Origin of the sequence: Paenibacillus tyrphae (assembly GCF_000722545.1) — a bacterium.
GTDB lineage: Bacteria > Bacillota > Bacilli > Paenibacillales > NBRC-103111 > Paenibacillus_G > Paenibacillus_G tyrfis.
Genome location: NZ_JNVM01000015.1, coordinates 11,548 through 35,063, shown reverse-complemented (window position 1 = coordinate 35,063; position 23,516 = coordinate 11,548). Strand labels below are relative to the sequence as shown.

The 23,516-nt window shown below is 56.9% G+C and carries 24 protein-coding genes; 18 read left to right on the top strand and 6 right to left on the bottom strand.

Translation table 11 applies throughout. The features are described 5' to 3' along the window. Positions 1 to 137 precede the first annotated feature (137 nt). A complete protein-coding gene (locus ET33_RS18290; protein ID WP_036684856.1) occupies positions 138 to 2,162 on the top strand; it encodes a glycosyl hydrolase family 18 protein in 2,025 nt (674 codons plus the stop codon). Between the two features lie 64 nt (positions 2,163 to 2,226). Here ET33_RS18290 and ET33_RS18285 read toward each other — a convergent pair whose 3' ends face one another. The 5 genes from ET33_RS18285 to ET33_RS18265 all read right to left on the bottom strand — a co-directional run bounded on the left by ET33_RS18285 (position 2,227) and on the right by ET33_RS18265 (position 7,965). Further along, on the bottom strand, positions 2,227 to 3,480 hold the full coding sequence (locus tag ET33_RS18285; protein ID WP_036684853.1) for an MFS transporter: 1,254 nt from the start codon (positions 3,478 to 3,480) through the stop codon (positions 2,227 to 2,229). Positions 3,481 to 3,493: 13 nt separating this feature from the next. Then, a complete protein-coding gene (locus ET33_RS18280) occupies positions 3,494 to 4,543 on the bottom strand; it encodes an ArsR/SmtB family transcription factor (protein WP_036684850.1) in 1,050 nt (349 codons plus the stop codon). Between the two features lie 137 nt (positions 4,544 to 4,680). Continuing rightward, positions 4,681 to 6,066: an ABC transporter substrate-binding protein gene (locus tag ET33_RS18275; RefSeq protein ID WP_036684848.1), complete on the bottom strand. Its 1,386-nt coding sequence runs from the start codon at positions 6,064 to 6,066 to the stop codon at positions 4,681 to 4,683. A 112-nt stretch (positions 6,067 to 6,178) separates the two neighbouring features. Next, positions 6,179 to 7,000: a carbohydrate ABC transporter permease gene (locus tag ET33_RS18270; protein WP_036684846.1), complete on the bottom strand. Its 822-nt coding sequence runs from the start codon at positions 6,998 to 7,000 to the stop codon at positions 6,179 to 6,181. Next, positions 6,997 to 7,965 carry a carbohydrate ABC transporter permease gene (locus tag ET33_RS18265; RefSeq protein ID WP_036684844.1) on the bottom strand — a complete coding sequence of 323 codons (969 nt, stop codon included), beginning with the start codon at positions 7,963 to 7,965 and terminating at the stop codon, positions 6,997 to 6,999. The genes ET33_RS18270 and ET33_RS18265 overlap by 4 nt, the downstream gene beginning before the upstream one ends. 251 nt (positions 7,966 to 8,216) lie before the next feature. Between ET33_RS18265 and ET33_RS37025 the strand changes: the two genes are divergently transcribed. From ET33_RS37025 to ET33_RS18220, 13 genes are all read left to right on the top strand, one after another. Further along, a complete protein-coding gene (locus ET33_RS37025) occupies positions 8,217 to 9,953 on the top strand; it encodes a serine/threonine-protein kinase (RefSeq protein WP_063761665.1) in 1,737 nt (578 codons plus the stop codon). 34 nt (positions 9,954 to 9,987) lie between these two features. Further along, entirely contained in the window at positions 9,988 to 10,902 is a 915-nt protein-coding gene (locus ET33_RS18255; RefSeq protein WP_036684842.1) for an SAF domain-containing protein, read from the top strand. Continuing rightward, positions 10,899 to 12,146 (top strand): AAA family ATPase, encoded by a 1,248-nt coding sequence (locus ET33_RS18250; RefSeq protein ID WP_051775424.1) that lies wholly within the window; start codon positions 10,899 to 10,901, stop codon positions 12,144 to 12,146. The genes ET33_RS18255 and ET33_RS18250 overlap by 4 nt, the downstream gene beginning before the upstream one ends. 11 nt (positions 12,147 to 12,157) lie before the next feature. Next, a complete protein-coding gene (locus ET33_RS18245) occupies positions 12,158 to 13,606 on the top strand; it encodes an ATPase, T2SS/T4P/T4SS family (protein ID WP_235206749.1) in 1,449 nt (482 codons plus the stop codon). Next, complete coding sequence (locus ET33_RS18240) at positions 13,603 to 14,589, top strand: type II secretion system F family protein (protein WP_235206748.1); 987 nt, start codon at positions 13,603 to 13,605, stop codon at positions 14,587 to 14,589. Before ET33_RS18245 ends, ET33_RS18240 begins: the two co-directional genes overlap by 4 nt. 70 nt (positions 14,590 to 14,659) lie before the next feature. After that, entirely contained in the window at positions 14,660 to 15,586 is a 927-nt protein-coding gene (locus tag ET33_RS18235; RefSeq protein ID WP_036684834.1) for a hypothetical protein, read from the top strand. A gap of 23 nt (positions 15,587 to 15,609) precedes the next feature. Then, complete coding sequence (locus tag ET33_RS39275) at positions 15,610 to 15,750, top strand: hypothetical protein (RefSeq protein WP_167336436.1); 141 nt, start codon at positions 15,610 to 15,612, stop codon at positions 15,748 to 15,750. Between the two features lie 30 nt (positions 15,751 to 15,780). After that, complete coding sequence (locus ET33_RS39270) at positions 15,781 to 15,957, top strand: hypothetical protein (RefSeq protein ID WP_164824350.1); 177 nt, start codon at positions 15,781 to 15,783, stop codon at positions 15,955 to 15,957. Positions 15,958 to 15,985: 28 nt separating this feature from the next. After that, the gene (locus tag ET33_RS39265) at positions 15,986 to 16,162 is read left to right on the top strand and encodes a hypothetical protein (protein WP_010502154.1); all 177 of its coding nucleotides are present in this window, start codon (positions 15,986 to 15,988) and stop codon (positions 16,160 to 16,162) included. Between the two features lie 3 nt (positions 16,163 to 16,165). Next, entirely contained in the window at positions 16,166 to 16,327 is a 162-nt protein-coding gene (locus tag ET33_RS39260) for a hypothetical protein (protein ID WP_010502157.1), read from the top strand. A gap of 13 nt (positions 16,328 to 16,340) precedes the next feature. Then, entirely contained in the window at positions 16,341 to 16,808 is a 468-nt protein-coding gene (locus ET33_RS18230; RefSeq protein WP_235206747.1) for a hypothetical protein, read from the top strand. Between the two features lie 40 nt (positions 16,809 to 16,848). After that, the gene (locus tag ET33_RS18225) at positions 16,849 to 17,430 is read left to right on the top strand and encodes a hypothetical protein (RefSeq protein WP_081890373.1); all 582 of its coding nucleotides are present in this window, start codon (positions 16,849 to 16,851) and stop codon (positions 17,428 to 17,430) included. 106 nt (positions 17,431 to 17,536) lie between these two features. Then, positions 17,537 to 18,718: a M24 family metallopeptidase gene (locus tag ET33_RS18220; protein WP_036684828.1), complete on the top strand. Its 1,182-nt coding sequence runs from the start codon at positions 17,537 to 17,539 to the stop codon at positions 18,716 to 18,718. Here ET33_RS18220 and ET33_RS18215 read toward each other — a convergent pair. Continuing rightward, on the bottom strand, positions 18,705 to 19,220 hold the full coding sequence (locus ET33_RS18215) for a YfiT family bacillithiol transferase (RefSeq protein ID WP_036684826.1): 516 nt from the start codon (positions 19,218 to 19,220) through the stop codon (positions 18,705 to 18,707). The two genes, ET33_RS18220 and ET33_RS18215, sit on opposite strands and share 14 nt — an antisense overlap. Before the next feature lie 413 nt (positions 19,221 to 19,633). On the opposite strand from ET33_RS18215, the gene ET33_RS18210 reads away from it, so the two are divergent. The 4 genes from ET33_RS18210 to gatB all read left to right on the top strand — a co-directional run bounded on the left by ET33_RS18210 (position 19,634) and on the right by gatB (position 23,443). Further along, positions 19,634 to 20,011, top strand: coding sequence for a hypothetical protein (locus ET33_RS18210; protein WP_036684824.1), 378 nt, complete (start codon positions 19,634 to 19,636; stop codon positions 20,009 to 20,011). A 176-nt stretch (positions 20,012 to 20,187) separates the two neighbouring features. Next, positions 20,188 to 20,475 (top strand): Asp-tRNA(Asn)/Glu-tRNA(Gln) amidotransferase subunit GatC, encoded by a 288-nt coding sequence (gene gatC / locus ET33_RS18205; protein ID WP_036684822.1) that lies wholly within the window; start codon positions 20,188 to 20,190, stop codon positions 20,473 to 20,475. Positions 20,476 to 20,517: 42 nt separating this feature from the next. Continuing rightward, positions 20,518 to 21,975 carry an Asp-tRNA(Asn)/Glu-tRNA(Gln) amidotransferase subunit GatA gene (gene gatA / locus ET33_RS18200; protein WP_036684820.1) on the top strand — a complete coding sequence of 486 codons (1,458 nt, stop codon included), beginning with the start codon at positions 20,518 to 20,520 and terminating at the stop codon, positions 21,973 to 21,975. A gap of 19 nt (positions 21,976 to 21,994) precedes the next feature. Then, on the top strand, positions 21,995 to 23,443 hold the full coding sequence (gene gatB / locus ET33_RS18195; protein ID WP_036684817.1) for an Asp-tRNA(Asn)/Glu-tRNA(Gln) amidotransferase subunit GatB: 1,449 nt from the start codon (positions 21,995 to 21,997) through the stop codon (positions 23,441 to 23,443). The last annotated feature ends 73 nt before the right edge of the window (positions 23,444 to 23,516 follow it).

The following is a 23,516-nucleotide window of genomic DNA, read 5'->3' as shown; positions in this document are numbered from 1 at the left end:
GTGGGAGCGATCCCTGATAATGGAAGCATGAAAGATGAGAGGAGGAATATCGCCCGATCAACGACGATGATATCAACCGGATTGTAAAGGACTGTATGCCGGAAAGTAAAACGTAAACAAAGGAGCTGTTGTAGTTAATGATGAAACGAAAAGCTTGGGCGCTGATGCTGGTCGTCGTGCTGCTAGCCTCGCTGCTGCCTGCGGCCGCCTTCGCCGCTGCGGCTTGGGCGCCGAATACCTCGTACAAAGCCGGTGACATCGTCTCCTACGGAGGCTCGGATTATCAATGTCTTCAGCCCCACACGTCGCTTGTCGGATGGGAGCCGCCTAACGTTCCCGCCTTGTGGAAGCTGCAAACCGGCGGCGGGGATACACAGCCTCCTACCGCACCGGCCAATCTGACCGTGACCGGCAAAACATCGAACACCGTCAGCTTATCCTGGGGCGCATCGACCGATAATGTCGGCGTAACGGGATATGACGTGTATCAAGGCGGGACGCTTGTTGGAAGCGCTGCCACGACTTCGTATATCGTGAGCGGCCTGAAGCCGTCGACCTCGTACACATTTACGGTAAAAGCCAAGGACGCGGCCGGCAACGTATCCGCCGCCAGCAATGCCGTTACCGTCACGACGGACGGGGGGACTGGCGACACGACGCCGCCTACGGCGCCGACAGGTGTTAGCGCTTCCAACGTAACGTCGAACAGCGTGACGCTTACTTGGACGGCATCGACCGATAACGTCGGCGTAACGGGATACGACGTGTACCAAGGCAGTACGCTTGTTGGAAGCGTTGCCACGACCTCGTATACCGTAACCGGCCTGACCCCATCGACCTCGTATACGTTTACGGTGAAAGCCAAGGACGCGGCCGGCAACGTATCCGCCGCCAGCAATGCCGTTACGGTTACGACATCCGGCACCGGTGGTGGTGGCGGCAAGAAAATCGTCACGTATTACCCGGCATGGGCTGTCTATGGACGCAACTTCAAAGTACCGGAAATCGACGCTTCGAAGGTTACTCATATCAACTATGCTTTCGCGGATATCTGCTGGAACGGCAAACACGGCAATCCGGATCCGAGCGGACCGAACCCGCAAACATGGGCTTGCGCCGATGAGAAGGGCAATATCAACGTACCGAACGGATCTATTGTGCAGGGCGATACTTGGGCCGATACCGGTATGTCGTATCCGGGAGATACGTGGGATCAGCCGCTCAAGGGCAGCTTCAATCAATTGATCAAGCTGAAGAAGGCGAATCCGAACCTGAAGACGCTCATTTCCGTCGGCGGCTGGAGCTGGTCCAACCGGTTCTCGGACGTGGCGGCCGATCCGGCGACACGGTCCAATTTTGCCAAATCGTCGGTTGACTTCATCCGCAAATATCAGTTTGACGGCGTCGATCTCGACTGGGAATACCCGGTCAGCGGCGGTTTGGCAGGGAACAGCAAGCGTCCGGAGGATAAGCAGAACTTCACGCTGCTGCTGCAGGCAGTCAGGAGCGAGCTGAATACCGCCGGTGCGGCCGACGGCAAGCAGTACTTGCTTACGATTGCATCCGGGGCAGGTCCGAATTACGTGAACAATACGGAGCTGTCCAAGATCGCGCAAACGCTCGATTGGATCAACATCATGACGTACGATTTCCACGGCGGCTGGGAATCGAAGTCCGGGCACAACGCTCCGCTGTATTTCGACTCGGCGGATAACAGCGAAGATCCGGTCAACTTCAACGTCGACAAGGCGGTTGCCAATCATCTGAACGCCGGCGTGCCGGCCTCCAAGCTGGTGCTCGGTCTCCCGTACTACGGCAAAGGCTGGCAGGGCTGCGCCTCGGCGAATAACGGCCAGTATCAACAGTGCTCCGGCGTATCCCAAAAAGGAACGTGGGAGAACGGATCGTTCGACTTCTACGATCTGGAAGCCAACTATATCAACAAAAACGGCTATACCCGCTACTGGAACAACGTAACCAAAACACCGTTCCTGTATCAGCCGAACGGCGGCATCTTCATCTCGTACGACGACGCCGAATCGATTCAGAACAAGGTCGATTACATCAAGTCCAAAGGACTTGCCGGCGCCATGACGTGGGAAGTGACGCAGGACCGCAACAAAACGCTGCAAACGATCGTGAAAAACGGTCTGAATCCGTAAAACACCCGACAACAAGAGCACCGCATACGCTTCATACCGCACTAATGATTTCCGGCCTTCGCCCTCATCGGGCGGAGGTCTTTTGTTTATCCTTTAACGATGGGTGCAGGTATAGCAGCGAACCGGCCGTAGAAAGCAAGCCGCCCAGCAAAATGGTCCCATGCGTCCCGAGCCGTTCGGCCAACACGCCGGCCAAGAAAGCCGCCACCGGCATCAGCGTCCACGTCATAAACCGGCTCGTCGCCTGAACGCGTCCTAATAGCCGGTCGGGCGTCAACGTTTGCCGGATCGTCACGATGCACGGATTCATGGCGGACGCGGCGATCGTCCCGGCCGCATTCGACAGCAGCAGCACGGCATAAGTCTGCGACTGGCTGAAGACGACGACGGACAACCCGCCCAGACAGGAAGCGGCGAATAAAATGGTCCGGTAAGAGAAACGTTTGCGCAGCACGGCCGTCACCAGCGCTCCCCCGACCGCCCCCAGTCCCCCCGCAGACAAGAGCCAGCCGATCCGCCCAACAGGCAGCTGAATCGTTTCTTTGAGATGAAATACCATCAATGTGAGGAACAGGGTCGTTCCGAAGACGGATACGAGCATCGCCAGGTTCGTAAATAAAATCGGTTTCGTTCGCGTGACAAACTGGAAGCCTTCTTTTAAATCCTCGTAAAAGCTATTGGCTTTAGCCGTATTGGAGCCCACAACCGTACGCCGGATGGGAAGGCTGAGAACCGTCAGAAACGAGATGAAAAAAGTGGCGCTGTTGACGAGAACCGCATATCCGGGATTGTATAAGCCGATGACCATTCCTCCCAGACCGGGCGCTGCGAGAACGGCCAAGTTCGCAAAACCCGAATTGACCGCATTCACCGTCTGCAGATCACTTTTTCGGACGAGATTCGGTACGGAGGCGATTTGCGCTGTCGTATAGATTTGACCGAGCACGCCGGCGGCGAAGGCGCCGATGTACACGTGCCACATTTGCAGCGAATCCACGATGAACAGAAGGCCCAGCAGCCCCGTAATGACGCCTCTGCCGAGATCGCAGAGCAGTAGCAGCGTTTTACGGTTCAACCGGTCGGACCAGATGCCGGTCAAGGGCTGCAGCAGCACCGGCAGGCGTTCGAGCGCGGTTACGATTCCCATGCTGACCGGCGAGCCCGTAATCGCCAGAACGAGCAGGGGAATCGCGATAAGCTGAATTTGATCTCCGCAGTAGGAAATAAAGCTGCTTCCTACGAAGCGGTAGACCGGGTAATTTCTTTTGAATTCCGGCAGCGAAGGCTCGTAGCTTCGTCCGGCAGCCGATGCTTCCATGTTCCGTCCACCTTTATTCGTCTTGTCGTAAATAATCGGCCAGCTCTTGGGCCAGCGTATCGATGGCTTTCGTCTTGACGCGGTACTTAGCATCGCGGATATCGACTAGCCTTGCCGCACGGAGCAGCTTCAAATGATGATGAATCGTCGATTTTCCGATATTCAACCGATCCGTCAAATCTTGCAGGCTCCGATCCTCTTCGGACAGCAGCTTGACGATACGCAGCCGGATTTCGTCGCCGAGCGCCTTATGCTTAAGAACGAGCGAGGCGTCGGGCATATACTTATCGGCAGGGTGGATGCTATCGCTCGCTACGGGATAATGAAAGACCTTCGTCCCTTCGATATCCGCTTCGATGTTCCAAGGCCGATAAACGATTTGCGGGATGAGCAGCACCCGGTGAACGCTCGGCTCCGGCGAATACGCGATCCCGCCCGTGGCCCATTCGACAAGTTCCTCCGGGGTCATCCTTTGCTGCATGCTACTCTTGGCTTCGCTATCTCTGGTCAAAACGGCAAGGAGCTGCTCCGCTTCCGGCTCGATATCCGCTTCGTACCAGCCTGACATTACTTCCGCGAGATGACGTTTCAGCTCCGCCGGATCGGTTGTGCAGATAAAATCAATATAGGCCGGGAAAAACGGGTTCCCGTTTGCGAGTTCTTGCAGCTCTTGTGCAGCCTTCCTGTCACCGGAAGCCGCCTGCTTGCGCGAGTTCTGGTGCTCTTTTCCGAGATAGGGAAGGCAGATGCTTTTCAGCTCCTCCGGGGCCAAACGCTCGATATAGGCCAGAAAATCGGGCAGGGAAGCGAAAGCTTGCTGATGGAGCAGCTGGAGCAAAGCTTTCCAAGTATTGTGCTTTTCTACAAAAGCCAAGTGCCCCAGCAGCTCTTTGGATAATGAGGCTTTGAGCTGCTTCCAATGTTCCATCGGCTTCTCCAACGTATGGAGAAGCGGCGTGTTCGTCACGGCAGCAATTCCCATCGCGCATTCCCACAGCAGCGAATATTCGAGCTGCACTTGATACGTCTCCCGCTTCCGTCCCGTCGCTTGAATGATGTCCAACCCAATCACCTCTTCGAATTAAATGATTCTCATGTATTCTATAATATTAGAATTTAAAATTCAATATTTTTAGAATTTTAATTCGAAAAAGACCGACGGTCTTCCTTTTAGAGGGAGACCGTCGGCCGGGGGAAACGTTATTTCGCTACCGTCTTGTTGTACTGTGCAAGCTTCGACGATATTTCTTTAGCGGCGCCGTCCAGCGCTTCTTTCGGAGACTTTTTGCCGTTCAGAACCTCTTCGATTGCGCCTTCGGTAAGCTGGCGGGCTTCCGGGAACACGCCCATAACCGCGCCCTGCGTCGCTTTGTTCGCTTTCGTTTGGTGCAGTTGGTCAACAGCTGTTTTAAACTGCGGATACTTGGTCAGATTGTCCTTGACGAGCTGCTCGTCATACGCTTTTTTCGTGATCGGGAAGTATCCCGTATTGACGTGCCAGTAAGCTTGCTGCTTCGGATCGGTGAGGAATTTGATGAACTCCCATGCGCCCTTCTGCTCCGCTTCGGAACGGTTGTTCAAGATGTACAAGCTTGCGCCGCCGACGATGACGCCGCCATCCTTTGCGTCCTTCGGCTTCGGCAGGAAGGCCGTGCCGACTTGGAACTTGCCTTCCGCTGCGCTTACGATCCCGCGCAGGGAAGCTGTCGTATCGAGCGTCATCGCGATTTGGCCGGCGGCGAACGCTTTTTTCGTATCGTCGGTTTTGCGGCCGAGGTTCAGCATCGTTTTGTCGTCGATCATTTGCTTCCACCAAGTCATCGTATTGACGCCGGCATCGCTGCCAAGCAAAGATTCCGTTGCCGGGCTGGTGCGGCCGTTGCCGTTGTTCAGCAGCTCGGCGCCTTGGTTTGCGAAGAACTGCTCCATGAACCAGCCGTAGATCGCGAAAGAAGCACCGGCTTTGCCGTCTTTAGACAGCTTTTTGGCTGCTTCGGCGACTTCTTCGTAGGTGACGGGCGGCTTTTCCGGATCGAGACCGGCGGCTTTGAACGCATCTTTGTTGTAATACAGAATCGGGTTGGACGTGTTGAACGGCATCGAATTCAGCTTGCCATCCACCGTATAATAGTTCAAAATGTTTTCTTCAAGCTGGGAGACATCGAATTTGTCAGCGTCGATAAATTTTTGCATCGGCGTGATCGCTTTGGAGTCAATCATGAAGCGGCTGCCGATTTCATACACCTGAATGAGCGCCGGACCGCTTTTGGAATCCATGGACGCTTTCATTTTGTTCAAGCTTTCGTCATAGGTACCTTGGAATACGGCTTCGACGACGACGTTTTTCTGGGAGGCGTTGAAATCGGCGACCAGCTTGTCGACCGCTTTGCCCAGCTCGCCGCTCATCGAGTGCCACCAGACGACCTTGACCGGCTCCCCGGCTTTCGGCGCTTCCTTATTCTCGGCGCCCCCGGCTGCAGGCTTGTCGCCGGCATTGCCCGCCGTGCCGTTTCCGCATGCTGCCATAAACATCATGACGAAAGCAAGCAGAAGAAGCAGCATGCTTTTTTTGTTCAGGTGCTTCATTTCGGTTGATCTCTCCCTTTAATTTGTTATTTATATATAGAGCGAGGAGGCGTTGGAAGCCCGTTGGCTTAATCAAGAGAAGCAAGCCAAGAGCCGGTCCTCGCGCTATGTCTTACCCTTTGATCGCTCCGGCCGTCATCCCGCGGACGAGCTGCTTCAGACCGAGTAGCAGCAAAACAAGCGACGGCAGCAGCACCGTCACGACGCCCGCCAGCACGACGTTCCAATAGGTCAGCTCTTCGAATTGCAGCATGCTGATGCCGATCTGGACCGTGCGCATCGATTGCCCGTTCGTGACGAGCAGCGGCCACAAGTACATGTTCCAGTGGCTCAGGAACGAGTACACGCCGAGCGTGGCAAGCGCGGGCTTTGCCAGCGGCAGCACGAGTCGGACAAAGCTGCGCAGATGGCCGCAGCCGTCAATTTTGGCGGCTTCGAACAATTCGCGGGGGAGTTGCAGGAAAAACTGGCGCAGCAGGAACGTGCCGAAAGCCGTTGCCAGAAAAGGCACGATCAGTCCCTGGTAGCTGTCGAGCCAGCCCCAGCTTTTGACGGTCAAATAATTGGGAATGATTGTCACTTCCCACGGAATCATCATGGTGGACAGAAACAGCGCAAACAGGAAGCTTTTGCCCGGAAATCTCATATATGCGAACGCATAGGCCGCCAAACTTGCCGTAACGAGCTGCCCCAGCATGATCGCGCCGGAGACGAGGAAGCTGTTGGCGAGAAACTGGCCGACCGGAATTTGCTTGAACACTTGAATATAGTTCTCCCAATGTAAGCCGCCCGGCAGCAGCTTCGGCGGATACGAAGCTGACTCCGCATTGGTCATGAACGAGGCCGAGACAGTATACAGAACCGGATACAGCGTCAGCGCCGCCGCGACGATGAGCACGGCGTAAACGAGGGCGTTTTGCAAGCGGGAACTCATTGGTAATGCACCTTCCTTTCCAGAAAACGGTACTGGAGGAGGGTCAGAATCAGCACGATGGCGAATAGGATCAGCGCCTGCGCACTGCCGATGCCGAACCGGAAGTTCACGAACGCATCTTGATAAATATTAAAGACGATGACGTCGGTGCTGTTCATTGGGCCGCCCTTGGTGAGAATATGAATTTGTCCGAACGATTGGAACGCCTGAATAACCGAGACGATCCCGACGAAAAAGAGCGTGGGCGATACGAGCGGCACCGTAAGCTGGAAAAAGGTGTGCAGCGGGCCGGAGCCGTCGATTTTGGCGCTGTCGTATATTTCCTCGGGTACGCTCTGCAAGCCGCTAAGCAGGACGATATAATTGAAGCCGAGATTCATCCAAATCGTCATGATGGAGACGGAGATGAGCGCCCAAGCCGGATCGGTCAGCCAACGGACCGGTTCCACGCCGAGCAGCGTTAAGAAATAATTGAGAGTGCCCAGCGTCGGATGATACAGCATCATCCAGATGACCGAGCCGGTCCCGACGGAAATGGCTACAGGCAGCGAGAACACGAACTGGAAGCCTTTCATCCCCCGAAGCTTGCCTTGCGACAGCGCAGCGAGCAGCAGCGCAAGGGCGATGCCGACAGGGACGGTGAGAACCGTGAAGGACAGAGTAACTTTCAAGCTTTCATAAAATTTATCGGAGGCAAGCAGCTCAGTGAAGTTGTCTAGGCCGGCAAAAGCGGCGATGCGCCCCCGGGGGTCGGTCAAATGCAGGCTGAGGTAGACCGACTTCAAGAGAGGATAGAACAGAAAAATACCGAACAGCAAAAGGGAAGGCAGCAGGAAAGCATAGGCAAGCGACGCTTCCTTCCACTGGATCACGCGCAGGCTTCGCCGGCCGGCGTCTGCCGCAGTTTGCCTCTTGGCTGAGTTCGGGGCCGGACGAACCGCTGCGTTACGGTCGAGCAAGGTCATGCGGACGCTCCTTTCAGGGACTGGTCTGAACGAGCTAATTATAAAGCGGGGTTGTTATCCAAAGGTTAATTGCACGTTAAAATATTGTTGAGAGTCGTTTGAAATTTACAAATTCTAATTAAACGGCGGCGGCAAATCGGTTGTTGAAATTTTGGTAAAACTATGATAATTTATAAGCAATCTCATTACATTGTGCGGAAGAACCGCCTTATGTCATGCATTGTTTGCATGCGTAAGGCGGTTTTTTGTCGTTGTCTACGAACGAAAGGCGGGGGAACGAAGCGATGCTGCATTACGGCTTACAGCCGGGTCAGACGCTGACGGGGCGCTACCGGATCATGGCTCCTTTGGGGAGCGGCGGGATGAGCCGGGTGTTTCTGGCGGAAGACTTGAAGCTGAAGGGGAAGCGATGGGCGGTTAAGGAGACGTATGTCGGGGACGACCCGTCTACGGGGGAAAGCGGCCAGGAGGTGGCGCTGCGGCGGCACGTGCTGCTCAAGGAAGCGGAAACGATGAGCCGCTTGAGTCATCCGAATCTGCCGGATATCGTCGATTACGTACCCGCCAACGCCCACGGTTTTCTGTACCTGGTTATGGATTATATCGAAGGGGAAACGCTGCTTCAGCGGTTTGAACGGCTGGGCCGCCGCATGAACGAGGGACAGGCCGCGGAAATTGCGCTGCAGCTTTGCGGGCTGCTCGATTATTTGCATTCGCTCCGACCGGAGCCGATCATTCACCGCGATTTGAAGCCGTCCAACCTGATGCTGGACGCGGACGGAAGGGTGCGCTTGATCGATTTCGGGACCGCCCGCAGCTTTAAAGCGGAGCAAGCCGCCGACACGGTGCTGCTCGGCACGGTCGGCTTTGCCGCACCGGAGCAGTTCGACGGGCGGCAGAGCGATCCGCATACCGATCTGTACGGCCTCGGCGCGCTGCTTTATTTTTTGCTGAGCGGCGGCGCGTATTACAATCCGCAAAGCCCTTACCGCGAAGCGGAAGCGGCGGTCCCGCCCGGGATTGCACCGATCGTGCTGCGGCTGCTGCGCGCAAGCCCGGACGGCCGGTTCGCGGATGCGCGCGAAGCCGGCGCCGCGCTGGCGGGCTGGCTGGCTGCGCAGCAGCCGCAGCGGCCGGCGGCGCAGGTCGGCGCGCCGCCACAGCCGGGAGCGGCGTGGACGCCGCCGCTCGTGGTGGCGGTCGGCGCCCTATACCCGGGCGCCGGGGCCACCTTTGCCGCGCTCGCGCTCGCGCGGCAGCTTCACGATCTCGGCGTCCCGCACGCCGTGATCGAGCCGCCTGCTCCGCAGGCGGAGCTGTCCGCGCTGCTGTTCGCGGACAAGAACGCGCCGCCGGCGTATCGCTGCTACAACGCGGCGGGGCAAGGCGGCCGCCCGGACGAGCGGCCCTGGGCGGACGGCCACACGCTGTGGCTGCCCGCCGATGAGCCCGCCCCTGGCGCGGGAGAACCGCAGCTTGACGCCGGCGGCTGGCTGAAGCTGTTTCACGCGGTCCGACGCCCGGTGTGCATCGTCGACGTCGGCGCGCAGTGGGAGCATCCCGCGGTGCGGGAGCTGCTCGAAACCGCGACGGACGTCGTCTACGCCGTCGACCCTTTCGCGCATAAGCTGGAGCTTCCCGCGACGCGCCGCCGCCTGCGGCAGCTCGAAGCTTGGCTGGCGCCGGGACGGCGGCTGCACTGCTTCGCGGTGAAGGCGCTGAAGACGCCGCACACGGAAGCGTGGCTGCGCCTGCTCCCGCAGCGCCCCGCCTGCCTGCTGCCCGCGGTGGATCTGGCGGCGCTGGCCGAGGCCGGCTGGCAAGGACGGCTGCCGCACGACACGCCGCCGGTCCGGGACGCGCTTCGCGAGGCGATGCTGCCGTGGCTCCGGCGGTGGCTGCCGGACGAAGTGATCCCCGCGCAGCGGGAGCGGAATCGTCTCGGTCCCGCGACCAAGCTGCTGCGGTTGTTCCAATCCAACAAATAACCCGATTATCCAGAGAACAGGAGGAGGTAGCGGTTTGCAGAAAGCATGGATCGTCATCACACTGGGCTGCGTGCTGATGGCGGGATCGATATACGGATATTGGCAGTTCATGAAGCATACCGAAATTCAAGTCCGCACCATGACGACGGTCAAACCGGTAAGGATGCTGCAAAGCGGGGAAGTCGTCGAGGCTTCCATGCTCCGCAAGGCGGTTATTCCGCTGGCGGCTCACAGCTCCGAAGCCGTGACGGACCTTGACGCGCTGATCGGCAAGACGGTGCTTGTGCCGATTGCGGACAGCGAGGAGCTGGTTTCGTGGAAATTGACCGATCGCAGTACCGTACCCCGTGCGGGAGAGCGTTATTTCAGCTTCAAGACGGATGCGGCCGTCAATGTCAACAATATGGTTCGGCGGGGCGACCGCGTCGACGTATGGGTCGAATTCGAGACGCCCAAGTTCGTCACGACCGGCTCCGGCGTTCTATGGAGCGTCGGCGCGGTCAAAATTATCGAGCAGCTCCCGGTCACGGCGATCAAAACGGCCGAAGGGCTGGAGGTAGCGGATGGAGCGACGATCGAAACGGTCGTTCAGCCGAACCAGATCCAATTGCAGAATGCCCGTTCCAAGCCAAACGGGAAGCCTGAGCTGAACACTTATATAATGAACGACGAGGTGTACGAGGCTTACGTGCTCGGCAGCATCGGCGGGAAGATTAAGCTGGCGCTGCCCGATCTGTCCGCGCACGCCGCCGCCTCGGGAACAGTAACGGGATTGTTTCAGGAGCTTAAGGAAGCGGATTTGTTCAGCAAAACCAAGCCCCAGGTTCAAGTGAAAGGCGAGCTGAATCGAAGCCAAGTCAGCGGCAAGGAAAAGGAGCCCGCCGCTGCGCAGGGGAACGGCGGCGCTTCGCCAGGGCTCAAAGCAACGGAGGTGAAACCGGCATCATGAATCTATTGTTCGCACACCCGCAGGCCGGCGCCGCTGATCTGCTGGGGTCGCAATTAAGCCGTTCCGGCTCGGATTCGGACGGCATCGTGACGGTACAGCATCGCGACCGGTTGTTCGCGCGGTTGGAAGAACCGTTCGACGTCGTTGCCGTCCATACCGGCCTGTTCTACGATTCGTATCCTTGGGATTGGATGCCGGAGATCCGGCGCAAGCAGCCTCAGGCCCGCGTCATCGTAGCCCCGGACGAGGCCGTATACGATTCGTTCATGCTTGAGGCGTTGACGCGGCTGGCGGAGACACTCGGTTTCGCCGTTTTGCCGCTGGGCGGAACGGATCAGGAGACGTTCGAGGCGCTTGCCGCTTCCGTCGAAGGACGCAGCGTCCGCAAAGCGGCGGGCGATAAGCGAAGCGGCATCGTGGTTGCCGTCTGGTCTGCGAGCAGCAAGGATGGGGCGACGACGGTCGCCGTCAATACGGCGCTTGCGCTGGCTTCGGCGAACCGTCTGCGCGTCGGGCTGATCGACGGGAATCTGCGTAACCCGGAAATTCGCTCGCAGCTGAATTTGACGGAAACGGACCGCAGCCAGTTCAAGCTGCGGCCGAAGCTGCAGACGCAAACACTGCAGCCGGAAGATCTACTCGATTCGTGCATCACATATCGGAAGATGAACGGCCTGCATATTTTGACCGGCTCGCCCCGCCGCGATACCGCGCTCGATATGACGCCGGAAATGATGGCGCATTTGCTGCAGACGGCCAGATCCGTATTCGACGTGACGCTGGTCGATCTGAATGCCTACCCGGATAACGCCGCGACGGTATGTACCGTTCGCGGAGCCGACATCCGCTGGCTCGTCGCCCAGAACAATTATGCTTCCTACCGCACGAGTTGGCGCGAATGGTTTGACTGCTATTGGAAATATTGCGGCTTGACTCCGTCCGACATCTCGCTGATCCTCAACCGCGCATCTTCGGACGATAAGCCCGAACGGATCGCGGATGCGCTGCACATGTCTTTGGGCGCTTCGATTCCGAATGCGCCCGGCGGTCTCGGCATGAAAGCCGTGCATGAAGGGGTGCCCCTTTACTTGATGCCGAAGGCGGAGCCGTTCACGGAAGCGATCGACGGGCTGGCGGCATTGCTGACGAAGCGTGCGGAAGGAGACGTACCGGGAACGGATCTTGCCCCGGGTCGACGGCGTAAACCGGGGTGGATCTCCAGATTGAGCGCCTTGTTCGGATAGGAGGGACGGACTTGTCATTACTGACAGCCCATCGAGCGGGAGGGCGGATGCGCCCGAGAACCCGTTTCGACGCCGGGCAATATTTGAAGGATCTGATTCAGGCGGACCAGGCGCGTGGACGTATGCCCGCCTCATTTTCCAGCCTGAACGCGGCCGGACATAAAAAAGGAGTGCAGCGGATGCCGCTTGCCGATGCGGTGAAGCTGGTGTACGAGCATTTAACCGAGCGCTCCAAGAAGGACCAGGCGCTGTACGAAGATATTTTGCAAGCCGGACTTGGCGAGCCGCTGGCGCAGGTAAGGATGAAAGCGGTCATCGATACGCTCCTGACCGAATACCGCATCGATATCGAACCGGACACGCTGACGCCGCCGCTGACCCCGACGGAATGTGTATTTGCCGACACGTGCGGTGCGGGGTTGATCGAGGATTTGTACAGATTGCCCGACGTGGAAGAGGTTCAGGTCATCGGCTGCGACATCTTTCTTCTTCGCGGCGGAGAGATGATACGTCACACCCGCCGGTTCGCTTCGCCTGCCGACGTTTTGCTGCTGCAGGACCGTTTGGCGCTGTGCGGTAAAAAGCCGATCAACGAGCGGCAGCCGTTTATCCAGTCCTATTTGTGGAACCGCTCGCGGCTCGTGATGACCCGGCCGCCGTATTCCGATGTCCCGAGCATCCATATCCGCAATTTCATCGTCAAGGACGTGACTCTTGAGCTGCTGGCCGATTTACATACGTTGAACGAGCCGATGGCGCGTCTCCTGCGCCTGCTGGTTCGCTACCATGCCAGCTTTTTGATCGGCGGGGGCACGGCGACCGGCAAGACGACGTTTTTGTTCGCGCTGGCACAGGAAATTCTGGAAAACGAACGGATTCGGACGCTGGAGAAAGAATTCGAGGTCGCGCTCCGTGGGCGGCTGCGGGGGATCCGGAACATTTTGGCAGTCCGGGAAGTGGATGAGATCGGGCTGAGCATGGAGGAATCGTTCAAGCCATTGCTTGTGATGAGCCCGCATTGGGTGATCGTCGGTGAAGCGAAAGGCTCCGAGGTGTCCCAGATGGTGCAGGGCGCGCTGCGCGGTCACGACATGATGGGCACGATGCATACGAAGTACCGCGATTCGTTCATCAGCGACGTCGTCGATATGATCAAGCAGGACGGGCGGCAGCATGACCAGACCGATACCGTCAGACGCGTAGCCCGGGCGTTTAACCTTATTGTGTTTTTGCGGCTGGTGCGCATCGGGGGAAAGCCGGTTCGAGTAGCGACGGAAATTACGGAGCTTTCCGTGGATGAGCGGCAAACGGTACATATTCGTCCGCTTGTCGAATGGGATTTTCAACGGCAGACGTGGAGGTTTACCGGTGAGCGGTTCAGCCGTTCGCTGATGGACCATCTCGTGGCAAACGGAGCCACTCCCGACGAGTTTCGGGAATTGGGGGTATGGGGAGCATGAGCGTATCGGCACAGCTAATTCAAGGGAGTCTAAAGGGCCTGCTCTTCGGCTGTTGGATCGTCGGATCGCTGCTGCTGGTGCTGTGGCTGTTGCGAATGACGGGAGCCGGAGCGGCCCGGCGCCGCCGCTTCAGGTCGCTCGGGGGTGATCCCGGCCGCCGAACCTTGGGAGGCTCGCTTACCGGGCTTCGACCTGTTCGGCATCTGGCCGAGGAAATGGAAGTCGCCGAGCTCAAGATCGGGGTCGAGGTGATCGGCGCAGTCATGCTGCTGTTGGCGTTTGTCGGATTTTTCGGTTCGGATGCGGCCGTGCAACTGATGCAGCAGCGTTTTGCCGTCGGCGCGGACCGGCTGCAGGGCTTTCACGTATGGGCGCTGAGCGGCGCCATCGCCTTTTTGCTCGGCTCGTTTCCTTATTTTTATGTCCGGTTTCGCGTTCAGCGTAAGCGGCACCGCATTGCGAACCGCATGATCATGCTTGTGCAGAACTTGATCGGCCATTACCGCTCCCGGCTGACGCTGGCTGAAGTGATCGTCAAAGCGTCGAAGACGATGCCGGACGAGGTCCAAAGTGAATGGAGGCGCTTGGAGCTCGCACTTCATATGAAATCGGTCGATGAAGCGCTGTACGAGTTTGCACGCCGAATTCAAAGCGAATGGGCCGACGATCTCGCGGATTTGCTGCTAATCGGCTCGCACTACGGCACCGACGGCACCGAATCGCTGCATCACTTGGTCGGCAAGATGCAAGCGGCCAAGCGACACGAAGAGAACCGGCTTGCGATGATTACCGTTTACCGGCTCGGTACGACCTTTATGATCGGCTTCGCTTTCTTCGTTGTCGGCTTCAACATTTATGCGGACGGAGCAAATTACCGCCACTATTTCGTCGATCCGGTCGGCAAGTCGCTGCTGATCGCTTCCAGCGCCGTCATGTTCATTTCGATGATCATGGTCATCAAGTCGGGCCGCAAAGCGTTTTAAGCGATCATCAGTGGTATGCAAAACTTTTGTGGCGACGCAATATTCTTCATCCCGGAAAGGAGAATGGCTCATGACAGGGATGGTTTCAAACGGATGGATGCTGGCCTTTCAAGCGCTGTTTGCCCTGTTGTTCATAACAGGCAGCGCGCTGCTGTGGTTCCCGCTTCTCGGACGCGTCCGCTTTGGAAGGGCCAGCCGTTTGGCGATGATGCTGGAAACGCTGAAGCAGCGGGAGCATCGGATGCTTGTCATGGACCGGCAGGAGGAAGCGTTGAGTCCCAAGGCGCGCGCGTTTGCCGAGAAAGCCCGACTGGCCGGTCTGCCTGCAGACTGGGGCTATCAGCGCTTTCGTTTGCTTCGCGCAGGGCTCGCTCTCCTGATGCTGTTGGTTGGTTTTATGGCCCAAGCGGCGGCAAGCCCCGAATTGCTTGCGAATCCGGGGCTTGGCCCGTGGTTCGGATTGGGGCTCAAGCTGCTGCTTTGCACCGCTTTAGGCTGGTGGACCCCGCTGTTGTTCGTCCATGTGGCGGCGGCGCAGAAGCGAACCGGATATCTGCTCGAAATCGCCAAGCTATCTCAGCGGCTGTCGATCTGTGTCAGCGAGAAGGCGGACATTCGGGAAATGCTGATTCGCGCCGGACGGCCGCTCAAGCTGCTGAAGCCGCATTTGCAGGAGCTGACGGTCATGTGGGGCAAAGACCAGCGGGCTGCCATTTGGCGCTTTAAGGAAGCGGTCGGCATCTCGGAGGTGTTCCCGCTCGTTAACGCTTTGGATGCGGTCTGCCAAGCCGATACGAACGAAATGGCCAAAGTGCTCAAAGAGCAGACCGCCAGCATCGAAGCGACGCTGACGGCGGATATCCAACGGAAACTGGAGAACGCGCCGATTTGGATCAGCTTTTATATCATGATTCCGTTCGCCGTTATCGTTCTGCTGTTTTTGTACCCATGGATTGTCACCATATCCGAGCAACTGATGACAAGCTTCGAAGGTTAGGCACAGGGAAAGGCGGGACACGGATGTCCAAAATCGTAATTGCCATGCTGATGGCGGTGCTACTAGGAGGCGCTACGCTATATGTACTCGGCGCGCAGATCATACCGGCGACGGGAACGGCGGGAACGAAGACGAACACGCAAATCAACCATGCGTTTCAATGAAACGATAACGATCGCAAAGGGGAGAGAGCCATGGGAAAGCTAGTCATTGCCTGCTTGTTGACCGTCCTGCTGGGCGGTGCGGCGATGTTCGTCGCAGGAACGAAGGTCGGTCCGGCAGTAGGGGATAAGGGAGGAAGGCTCAACACAAGCATCTCGGGAGCCCAGGTGGATGTACACAGCGGCTCGGTCAGCACGACCGCACCATAATCAAAACGACAGAAAAGGATGAGAGCCTGTGGGAAAACTGGTTATTGCCTGCTTATTGACGGTATTGCTCGGCGGAGCGGCTATGTTTGTAGCCGGATCGAAGGTTGGTCCTGCGGTAGGGGGCAAGGGAACGAAACTTTACGAGAGCGTGACCCAGGCAACGGTCAATCAAACAAGCGGCGAAGCTACCTTGAAGCAGCCTTGAACCATGAGCAAACTAATTACGTTATGTTTAGCGGTCGTGCTCATTTTCGGCATTTCGATTTATATTTTTCAACCGGCCGGCGGCGCCGGTCTGAAGCAGCAGGTTCGCAACGGTCATACGACGGTTACGAATCAGGTGCGCAGCTTCGATTATGTCACAAATTGACGGTGATGTTGTAGTGAAAAGCAAAATCGCTGCTTTTCTGCAGGACGAGCAGGGGATGGCCAACGTCCTCGTAACGCTCTTCTTAATGCCTGTGCTGCTGTTTCTTTCGCTGGCGATCGTCCCGTTCTTCGTCTATACGATGAAGGCGGATCATCTGAATACGATTGCCAATCATGCACTCAAGGAAATGGAAGCGGTCGGCTATTTAAGCCAGACGGTGGAGTCCAATATGAACGCCAGGTTAGCCTCGCTCGGGATGGGGGACGTGACGGTGAACGGCATGGCCTATCCATCCTATACGGGGAGCACTCGGAGCAAAGTGCTTCGCGATGCCGCTGACCCGACGGTGAAGCTCGTCCTCAAGTATCCCGCGCCGAATTTGAGCCGCATGCTGAACGCCATCGGAGGCGGAGGGAACGCATCGGCCCAAGAAGGGTTTTATAATTTGGTGCTTTACGGAAAAAGCGAAGCTTACGAATAACTCGAAGCAATGTTGCTGTTTTAAAAGGAGGGAGATACGTGTGCGGCGGGCATGGCAGTGTCGGTTGAGAGCGGAAGCGTATGGCTTGCTGAAGGATGAAAAGGGGAGCGCGCATTTGCTGCTGTTTGGCTTGCTCGGCATGATGACAGCCGCCTTTATTTGGGTCATTGCGTTCAATTGGATGATGCAAACGTACGGCATGAACAAAACCAAACCGCTGCTTGACCGAGCTGCGCATGCGGCCTCGTTGGATATCGTGCCGGAGGAGGCGGCGCTCGGCCGGCTTGTGTGGGACAGCATGAAGGGGACGGATGATTTTTACCGGTACCTTCAACTGAACCTGAAGCTGGACAGCGATCTGACGCCGAAAGAGGGAAGCCATCTTCACGAGGCTCCCGTCGTGCATCATTTGGAATTTATCACCAGTCCCGCGTATCCTTATGTGCTTCAGCGAACGGTTACCGTTCACACCGGCACAGCCAAGCAAACGACGCGCAGCGTTCAGGTGACGATTTATGGGCCGTCCGTCGTTGCCATCGTCGAACTGAACCAGCCTTTGCTCGGTCTTTCCCGCAGCGAGCCGGTTGTGCTCAGCAGCGTTGCCAGCGTCCGATTCCGTTAACCCTCATCGACCGGAGTCTTTTTCGTTCAAAGTAGCTCCTCTTTGCATTTTCCAGTTGCGGCAGGTAATGTAGAGATACAGATTTCTGCCATAGGAGGGACTGAACATGAACGAATACGCACAACGCATCGGGCGCTTGCAGCAGAAGCTGCAGGCCCTTCAGCTTGACGGCATGATGATTACGCAAAATGTGGACTTGTATTATTTGACCGGCTCTATGCAGACCGGTTATCTGTTCGTTCCTGCGGAAGGTGAGCCGCGCTTTTACGTTCGCCGGAGTGTCGCACGCGCACAGGAGGAATCCGCAGTCGCAGTAGAACCGCTCGGCTCGTTCCGTGCTTTCGGCACCCAACTGGCCCAGACGTTTCCGCAGCTCGCCTCCGGCTCCGCCGTAACGCTTGCCGCCGAATTCGACGTGCTGCCCGTACAGCAGTGGCAGCGGCTGCAAAGCGTGCTTCCTCACGTTGTGTGGAAGGACGGGTCCATGCTGATCCGCGAGACGCGTATGATCAAATCGCCACGCGAGATCTCTTGTATCCGCGAAGCTGCACAAATCATCGACGGCGCTCTTGAGAATGCGCTAACGAGGCTTGAGCCGGGCATGACCGAATTGGAGCTGATGAGCGCCGTCGAGCACTATATCCGGCTGCACGGACATATCGGGGTAATGCGTTTGCGCGGATATAACCAAGAAGTGCTTACGGGGGTGATCGGCGCAGGCGAAGCAGTTGCCAAGCCGACCTATTTTGACGGCCCTGCGGGCGGTCAAGGACTCGGTCCGGCAGTACCGCAGAGCGTAAGCAGACGGCCGATCGAGCGGAACGAGCCGATCCTGATCGATATCGGATGCTGCATCGACGGATACGTGATCGACCAGACCCGGACGGCCGTGATCGGCGATTTGCCGGACGACCTGCGGCAGGCATACGACGTATCCGAGGCAATCATCCGCAGCGTCGAATCGATGCTGAAGCCCGGTATATTGTGCGAGCAGCTCTACATCCATTCGCTTGGCATGGCCCAGGAAGCAGGGCTTGGCGACCATTATATGGGCTTCGGCGACGATCAGGTCAAATTTCTAGGTCACGGCATCGGTCTGGAGGTCGACGAGCTGCCTGTGCTCGCCAAAGGCTTCCGCTATCCGTTGGAGCCGGGGATGGTTATTGCGATCGAACCGAAGTTCACCTTCCCCGGGCGAGGGGTTGTCGGGATCGAGAACAGCTACGCGGTGACGGACACCGGCTTCGAGAAGCTGACCGTATCGCGCGAAGGGCTCATCCGGTTATAAGGCGTATGTGCGCCAAATGGTGCCGGCCGTGCCAAGCGTACAGCCCAATATTTTGATCGAGCCGGATGATGCCGCTGTCCGGATGGCGAAATTCTCTTGCAAGCTCCTCATCCGAGAGTCCGCGCAGCAGCAATACCCATCGTTCGTGTAAGGCGTCCAGCAGCGCAAGCGATAACGCGACCGGGGCTTGCCGGGTATCCGGCAGCTCCGCCCAGCGTTCCTCTCGATACGGCCTAATGACGGGCACTTCCTCCGTCAATGCCAGCTTGAAGCGGATGAAGCTGTTCATATGGCTGTCCGCCATATGATGAACGACCTGCCTCACCGTCCATCCTCCCGGCCGGTACGGCGTATCGAGCTGTGTCTCACAGGCTCCTTGAACAGCCGCTCTCACCAGCTGCGGCAGCTGGGCAATCTCATCGATCCAAGCCGCAATCATCTCCACATCCGGCTTTGCCGGAGCCTCGTACTGCCCGATCGGAAACCTCAAATGGTCTGTCATGAATACCCCACACCTTTCCGCTTATTTGCTCCTTTTTTTCAAACGCATATAGTAGGGAAGCTGTTTCCTTTTAATTACTTTAGCACAAAAAAGATAAAATTGAAGGCCAATCCCTACCGATCTAGCCTAGCAATCTCTGTCTCTTAGATAGATTGGCTGGAACAGCATAGAGTCCTTTTGCCACTAGACAAGCGGGATACTTTTCGTTCGCACGGACGAGGCTTATCGCATTGCCTAACCCTCGAAAAGATGATAAAATTAATAGAATACATCATAAATGCTCTGCGACCGTTGCAAGAGAGATTCATTGCGTCATACACAAATTCCTTAACATTATGCATCTATTTAAATTAAGACAGCAGGCAGAGCATGAATCCAAGGCAAGGGCCGGTTGACCAAGAGGGGGAACGTCCATGCTGCGTCTGGGACAGAAGATCGTTATTATTGGCGACAGCTTCGAACAAAATTTGCCGATCGGTGAATATGGATATATTATTGCGTACGACCGCAATGCGGACAATGTGTTCGATTACGTGGTTCGGATTCCGAAAGTGAACAAGCATTACTTCGTACCGGGTGCCGATGTCGAGCTGGAGGAAGTACTCATTCAGCAGGAAGTGGATCGGCTGGAACGAGAAGCGCTGATCGATTTTGCGCTCGCGACGAAGAACGAAGAGCTGTTCCGACGGGTCATGAACGGTGATGCGGAAGAAATCGTGGCGGAGACGAACAAAGAAGTTCAGTCTAAGGAAGATTTCATCAAGCAAGTCAATTTGAGGGCTTGGATTTGAAGCTCGCTTAATTAAGTAGAAGTAATAGAGTAGAAACGAAAGAATCGTGATGCGGCCTTGTAAGGGACGCTGCCGGTTCTTTTTCTTTTAGGCAAAATCACGCTGTTCCCAATTGAGTTCAATCTTTAACTCCGCTATAATAATAAGAATGATTGTCAGTAGAGTGAGGTGCAGGAATGAGCATAACCGTGAAGGATGTCGAACACGTGGCCGCTCTCGCCCGACTGGAGTTGAGCGACCGCGAGAAAGAGCAGTTTACCGAGCAGTTGAACGCCATATTGAAATATGCCGGGCAGCTGGAGCAATTGAACACGGACGATGTCGAACCGACCAGCCACGCGATGCCGCTTGTCAATGTTATGCGCGAAGACGAGGTCAGACCGTCGCTGCCGATTGAGAAAGTGCTGCTTAACGCCCCGGATGAAGAAGACGGGCAGATCAAAGTGCCTGCTGTACTAGAATAAGTGTGGAATCTACCGAGGCGAACCTGAAGGGAGGACTTGTGCTTGTCTTTGTTTAATTTGCGCTTGCAGGAACTGCATAACAAGCTTCATGCGAAGGAAATTACCGTCTCCGATCTGGTGGACGAGTCTTATAAACGCATTGCCGCTGTTGACGGCAAAGTGAAGGCGTTTCTTACGTTGGATGAGGAGAACGCCCGGGCGAAGGCGAAGGAGCTGGACGCCAAGGCAGGCGGCAGCGAAACGCGCGGGCTGCTGTTCGGGCTGCCGATCGGCATCAAGGATAACATGGTAACCGAAGGCGTCACGACGACGTGCGCCAGTCAATTTTTACGCAACTACAATCCGATTTATGACGGAACAGCGGTTCGGAAAATTAAAGAAGCGGATGCGGTCAGCATCGGCAAGCTGAATATGGACGAGTTCGCGATGGGCGGCTCCAACGAAAACTCCAGCTTCCATCCGACGCACAATCCGTGGAATCTTGAATACGTTCCGGGCGGCTCCAGCGGCGGCTCTGCGGCGGCGGTAGCGGCCGGCGAAGTGTATTTCTCACTCGGCTCCGACACCGGCGGTTCGATCCGTCAACCTGCGGCATACTGCGGCATTGTCGGCCTCAAGCCGACTTACGGGCTCGTTTCCCGCTTCGGCTTGGTCGCGTTCGCGTCCTCGCTCGACCAGATCGGTCCGCTCACCAAAAACGTCGAAGACAGCGCTTATTTGCTTCAGGCGATCGCTGGGCACGATCCGCTCGATTCGACGTCGCTTAACACGGACATTCCGGACTACGTCAGCGCTTTGACCGGCGACGTGCAAGGGCTGCGGATTGCCGTCCCGAAGGAATATTTGGGCGAAGGCATCGACCCGAAGGTGAAGGATGCCGTTTTGACCGCTTTGAAGGTGCTGGAAGGCCAAGGTGCGATCGTCGAAGAAGTATCGCTGCCGCATACGGAATACGCGGTTGCGACTTATTATTTGCTCGCTTCCTCCGAAGCGTCCTCCAACTTGGCGCGCTTCGACGGTGTACGTTACGGCGTGCGCGCGGACAATCCGAAAAATTTGCTTGATATGTATATCCAATCCCGGAGCCAAGGGTTCGGCGACGAAGTGAAGCGCCGCATCATGCTCGGAACGTACGCGCTCAGCTCCGGTTATTACGATGCCTACTACTTGAAGGCGCAAAAGGTCCGTACGTTGATCAAGCGCGACTTCGAGCAGGTGTTCGAAAAATACGACGTGGTTATCGGACCGACGGCTCCGACGCCGGCCTTTATGATCGGCGCGCAGTCGGACGACCCTCTGACCATGTACTTGAACGATATTTTGACGATTCCCGTCAGCCTCGCCGGCATTCCGGCCATCAACGTTCCTTGCGGCTTTGCCGACGGTCTTCCGATCGGATTGCAGATTATCGGCAAGGCGCTGGACGAATCGACGATTTTGCGCGTTGCTCACGCTTACGAGCAGCAAACCGACTTCCACAAGCAGCGTCCGCAGCTGTAATAGAAAGGAGCCACCTTTAGTGACAGCAGCAACCGACAAGAAATACGAGACGGTCATCGGGCTCGAAGTGCACGTTGAACTGCACACGAACTCCAAAATTTTCTGCGGCTGCTCCACCGCCTTCGGAGCTCCGCCGAACACCCATACGTGTCCGATTTGTCTCGGACATCCCGGCGTGCTTCCCGTGCTGAACAAGCAAGCGGTGGAGTACGCGATGAAAGCGTCGATGGCGCTTAACTGCCAGATTGCAACGGAGAGCAAATTCGACCGCAAAAACTATTTTTACCCCGATTCCCCGAAGGCGTACCAAATTTCGCAGTATGACAAGCCGGTCGGCGAGCATGGCTGGATTGAAATCGAAGTCAACGGCGAAACGAAGCGCATCGGCATTACGCGCGTGCATTTGGAGGAAGATGCGGGCAAGCTGACGCACGTCGACGGTGGTCATGCCTCGCTCGTTGACTTCAACCGCGTCGGCACGCCGCTGATCGAGATCGTCTCCGAGCCGGACCTCCGCTCCCCTGAGGAAGCGCGGGCGTATCTGGAGAAGCTGAAAGCGATCATGCAGTACTGCGACGTTTCCGACGTGAAAATGGAGGAAGGCTCGCTGCGCTGCGACGCGAACATCAGCTTGCGCCCTTACGGGCAGAAGGAATTCGGCACCAAGGCCGAGCTGAAGAACATGAACTCGTTCCGTGGCGTACATCGCGGACTGGAATACGAAGAATGGCGTCAGGCGGACGTGCTGGACAGCGGTGGCAAAGTCGTACAGGAAACGCGCCGTTGGGACGAAGCGCAGGGCAAGACGCTGACGATGCGGAGCAAGGAGCAAGCGCACGACTATCGTTATTTTCCGGACCCGGACCTCGTGGCGCTGCACATCGACGACGCATGGAAAGCGCGCGTCCGCGAATCGATTCCCGAGCTGCCGGACGCCCGCAAGAATCGGTACGTCAGCGAATACGGACTGCCGAGCTATGACGCGGAGGTCATCACGTCGTCGATCAAGCTGGCCGACTTTTTCGAGGAAAGCTTGAACTTCACCAAAGACGCCAAAGCCGTCGCCAACTGGATTATGGGCGATTTGCTCGGCTACTTGAACGCGAACAACCTAGAGCTGCAGGATGTCAAAGTGACCGGCAAAGGTCTCGGCGAAATGATCGGACTGATGGAGAAGGGGACGATCAGCAGCAAAATTGCCAAAACCGTCTTTAAAACGATGCTGGAAACGGGCAAAGCCCCGCAGACGATCGTTGAGGAGCAGGGGCTTGTGCAGATCAGCGACGAAGGCGCGATTTTGGCCGTGGTTGAGCAGATCGTTGCGGGCAATCCGCAATCGGTGGCAGACTTCAAAGCGGGCAAAGAGAAAGCCGTCGGCTTCCTGGTCGGTCAAGTAATGAAAGAGACGAAGGGGAAAGCCAACCCCGGATTGGTGAACAAATTGATTATCGAGGTCCTGAACCGTTAAGGCTTTCCTTAGCTGGAAAAGCGACAGAGGCTGTCCCAAGGCAAACATTTGCTAGGGATAGCCTCTTTTGTTG

Bases quoted from the DNA above. Each gene is read 5' to 3' on its own strand.
- ET33_RS18220 (WP_036684828.1), top strand. From the start codon at position 17,537: ATGAACGAATACGCACAACGCATCGGGCGCTTGCAGCAGAAGCTGCAG.
- ET33_RS39275 (WP_167336436.1), top strand. From the start codon at position 15,610: ATGTCCAAAATCGTAATTGCCATGCTGATGGCGGTGCTACTAGGAGGC.
- ET33_RS18250 (WP_051775424.1), top strand. From the start codon at position 10,899: ATGAATCTATTGTTCGCACACCCGCAGGCCGGCGCCGCTGATCTGCTG.
- ET33_RS18210 (WP_036684824.1), top strand. From the start codon at position 19,634: ATGCTGCGTCTGGGACAGAAGATCGTTATTATTGGCGACAGCTTCGAA.
- ET33_RS18240 (WP_235206748.1), top strand. From the start codon at position 13,603: ATGAGCGTATCGGCACAGCTAATTCAAGGGAGTCTAAAGGGCCTGCTC.
- ET33_RS18285 (WP_036684853.1), bottom strand. From the start codon at position 3,480: ATGGAAGCATCGGCTGCCGGACGAAGCTACGAGCCTTCGCTGCCGGAA.
- ET33_RS18275 (WP_036684848.1), bottom strand. From the start codon at position 6,066: ATGAAGCACCTGAACAAAAAAAGCATGCTGCTTCTTCTGCTTGCTTTC.
- ET33_RS18215 (WP_036684826.1), bottom strand. From the start codon at position 19,220: ATGACAGACCATTTGAGGTTTCCGATCGGGCAGTACGAGGCTCCGGCA.
- ET33_RS18265 (WP_036684844.1), bottom strand. From the start codon at position 7,965: ATGACCTTGCTCGACCGTAACGCAGCGGTTCGTCCGGCCCCGAACTCA.
- ET33_RS18270 (WP_036684846.1), bottom strand. From the start codon at position 7,000: ATGAGTTCCCGCTTGCAAAACGCCCTCGTTTACGCCGTGCTCATCGTC.
- gatC (WP_036684822.1), top strand. From the start codon at position 20,188: ATGAGCATAACCGTGAAGGATGTCGAACACGTGGCCGCTCTCGCCCGA.
- ET33_RS18290 (WP_036684856.1), top strand. From the start codon at position 138: ATGATGAAACGAAAAGCTTGGGCGCTGATGCTGGTCGTCGTGCTGCTA.
- ET33_RS39270 (WP_164824350.1), top strand. From the start codon at position 15,781: ATGGGAAAGCTAGTCATTGCCTGCTTGTTGACCGTCCTGCTGGGCGGT.
- ET33_RS18235 (WP_036684834.1), top strand. From the start codon at position 14,660: ATGACAGGGATGGTTTCAAACGGATGGATGCTGGCCTTTCAAGCGCTG.
- ET33_RS39260 (WP_010502157.1), top strand. From the start codon at position 16,166: ATGAGCAAACTAATTACGTTATGTTTAGCGGTCGTGCTCATTTTCGGC.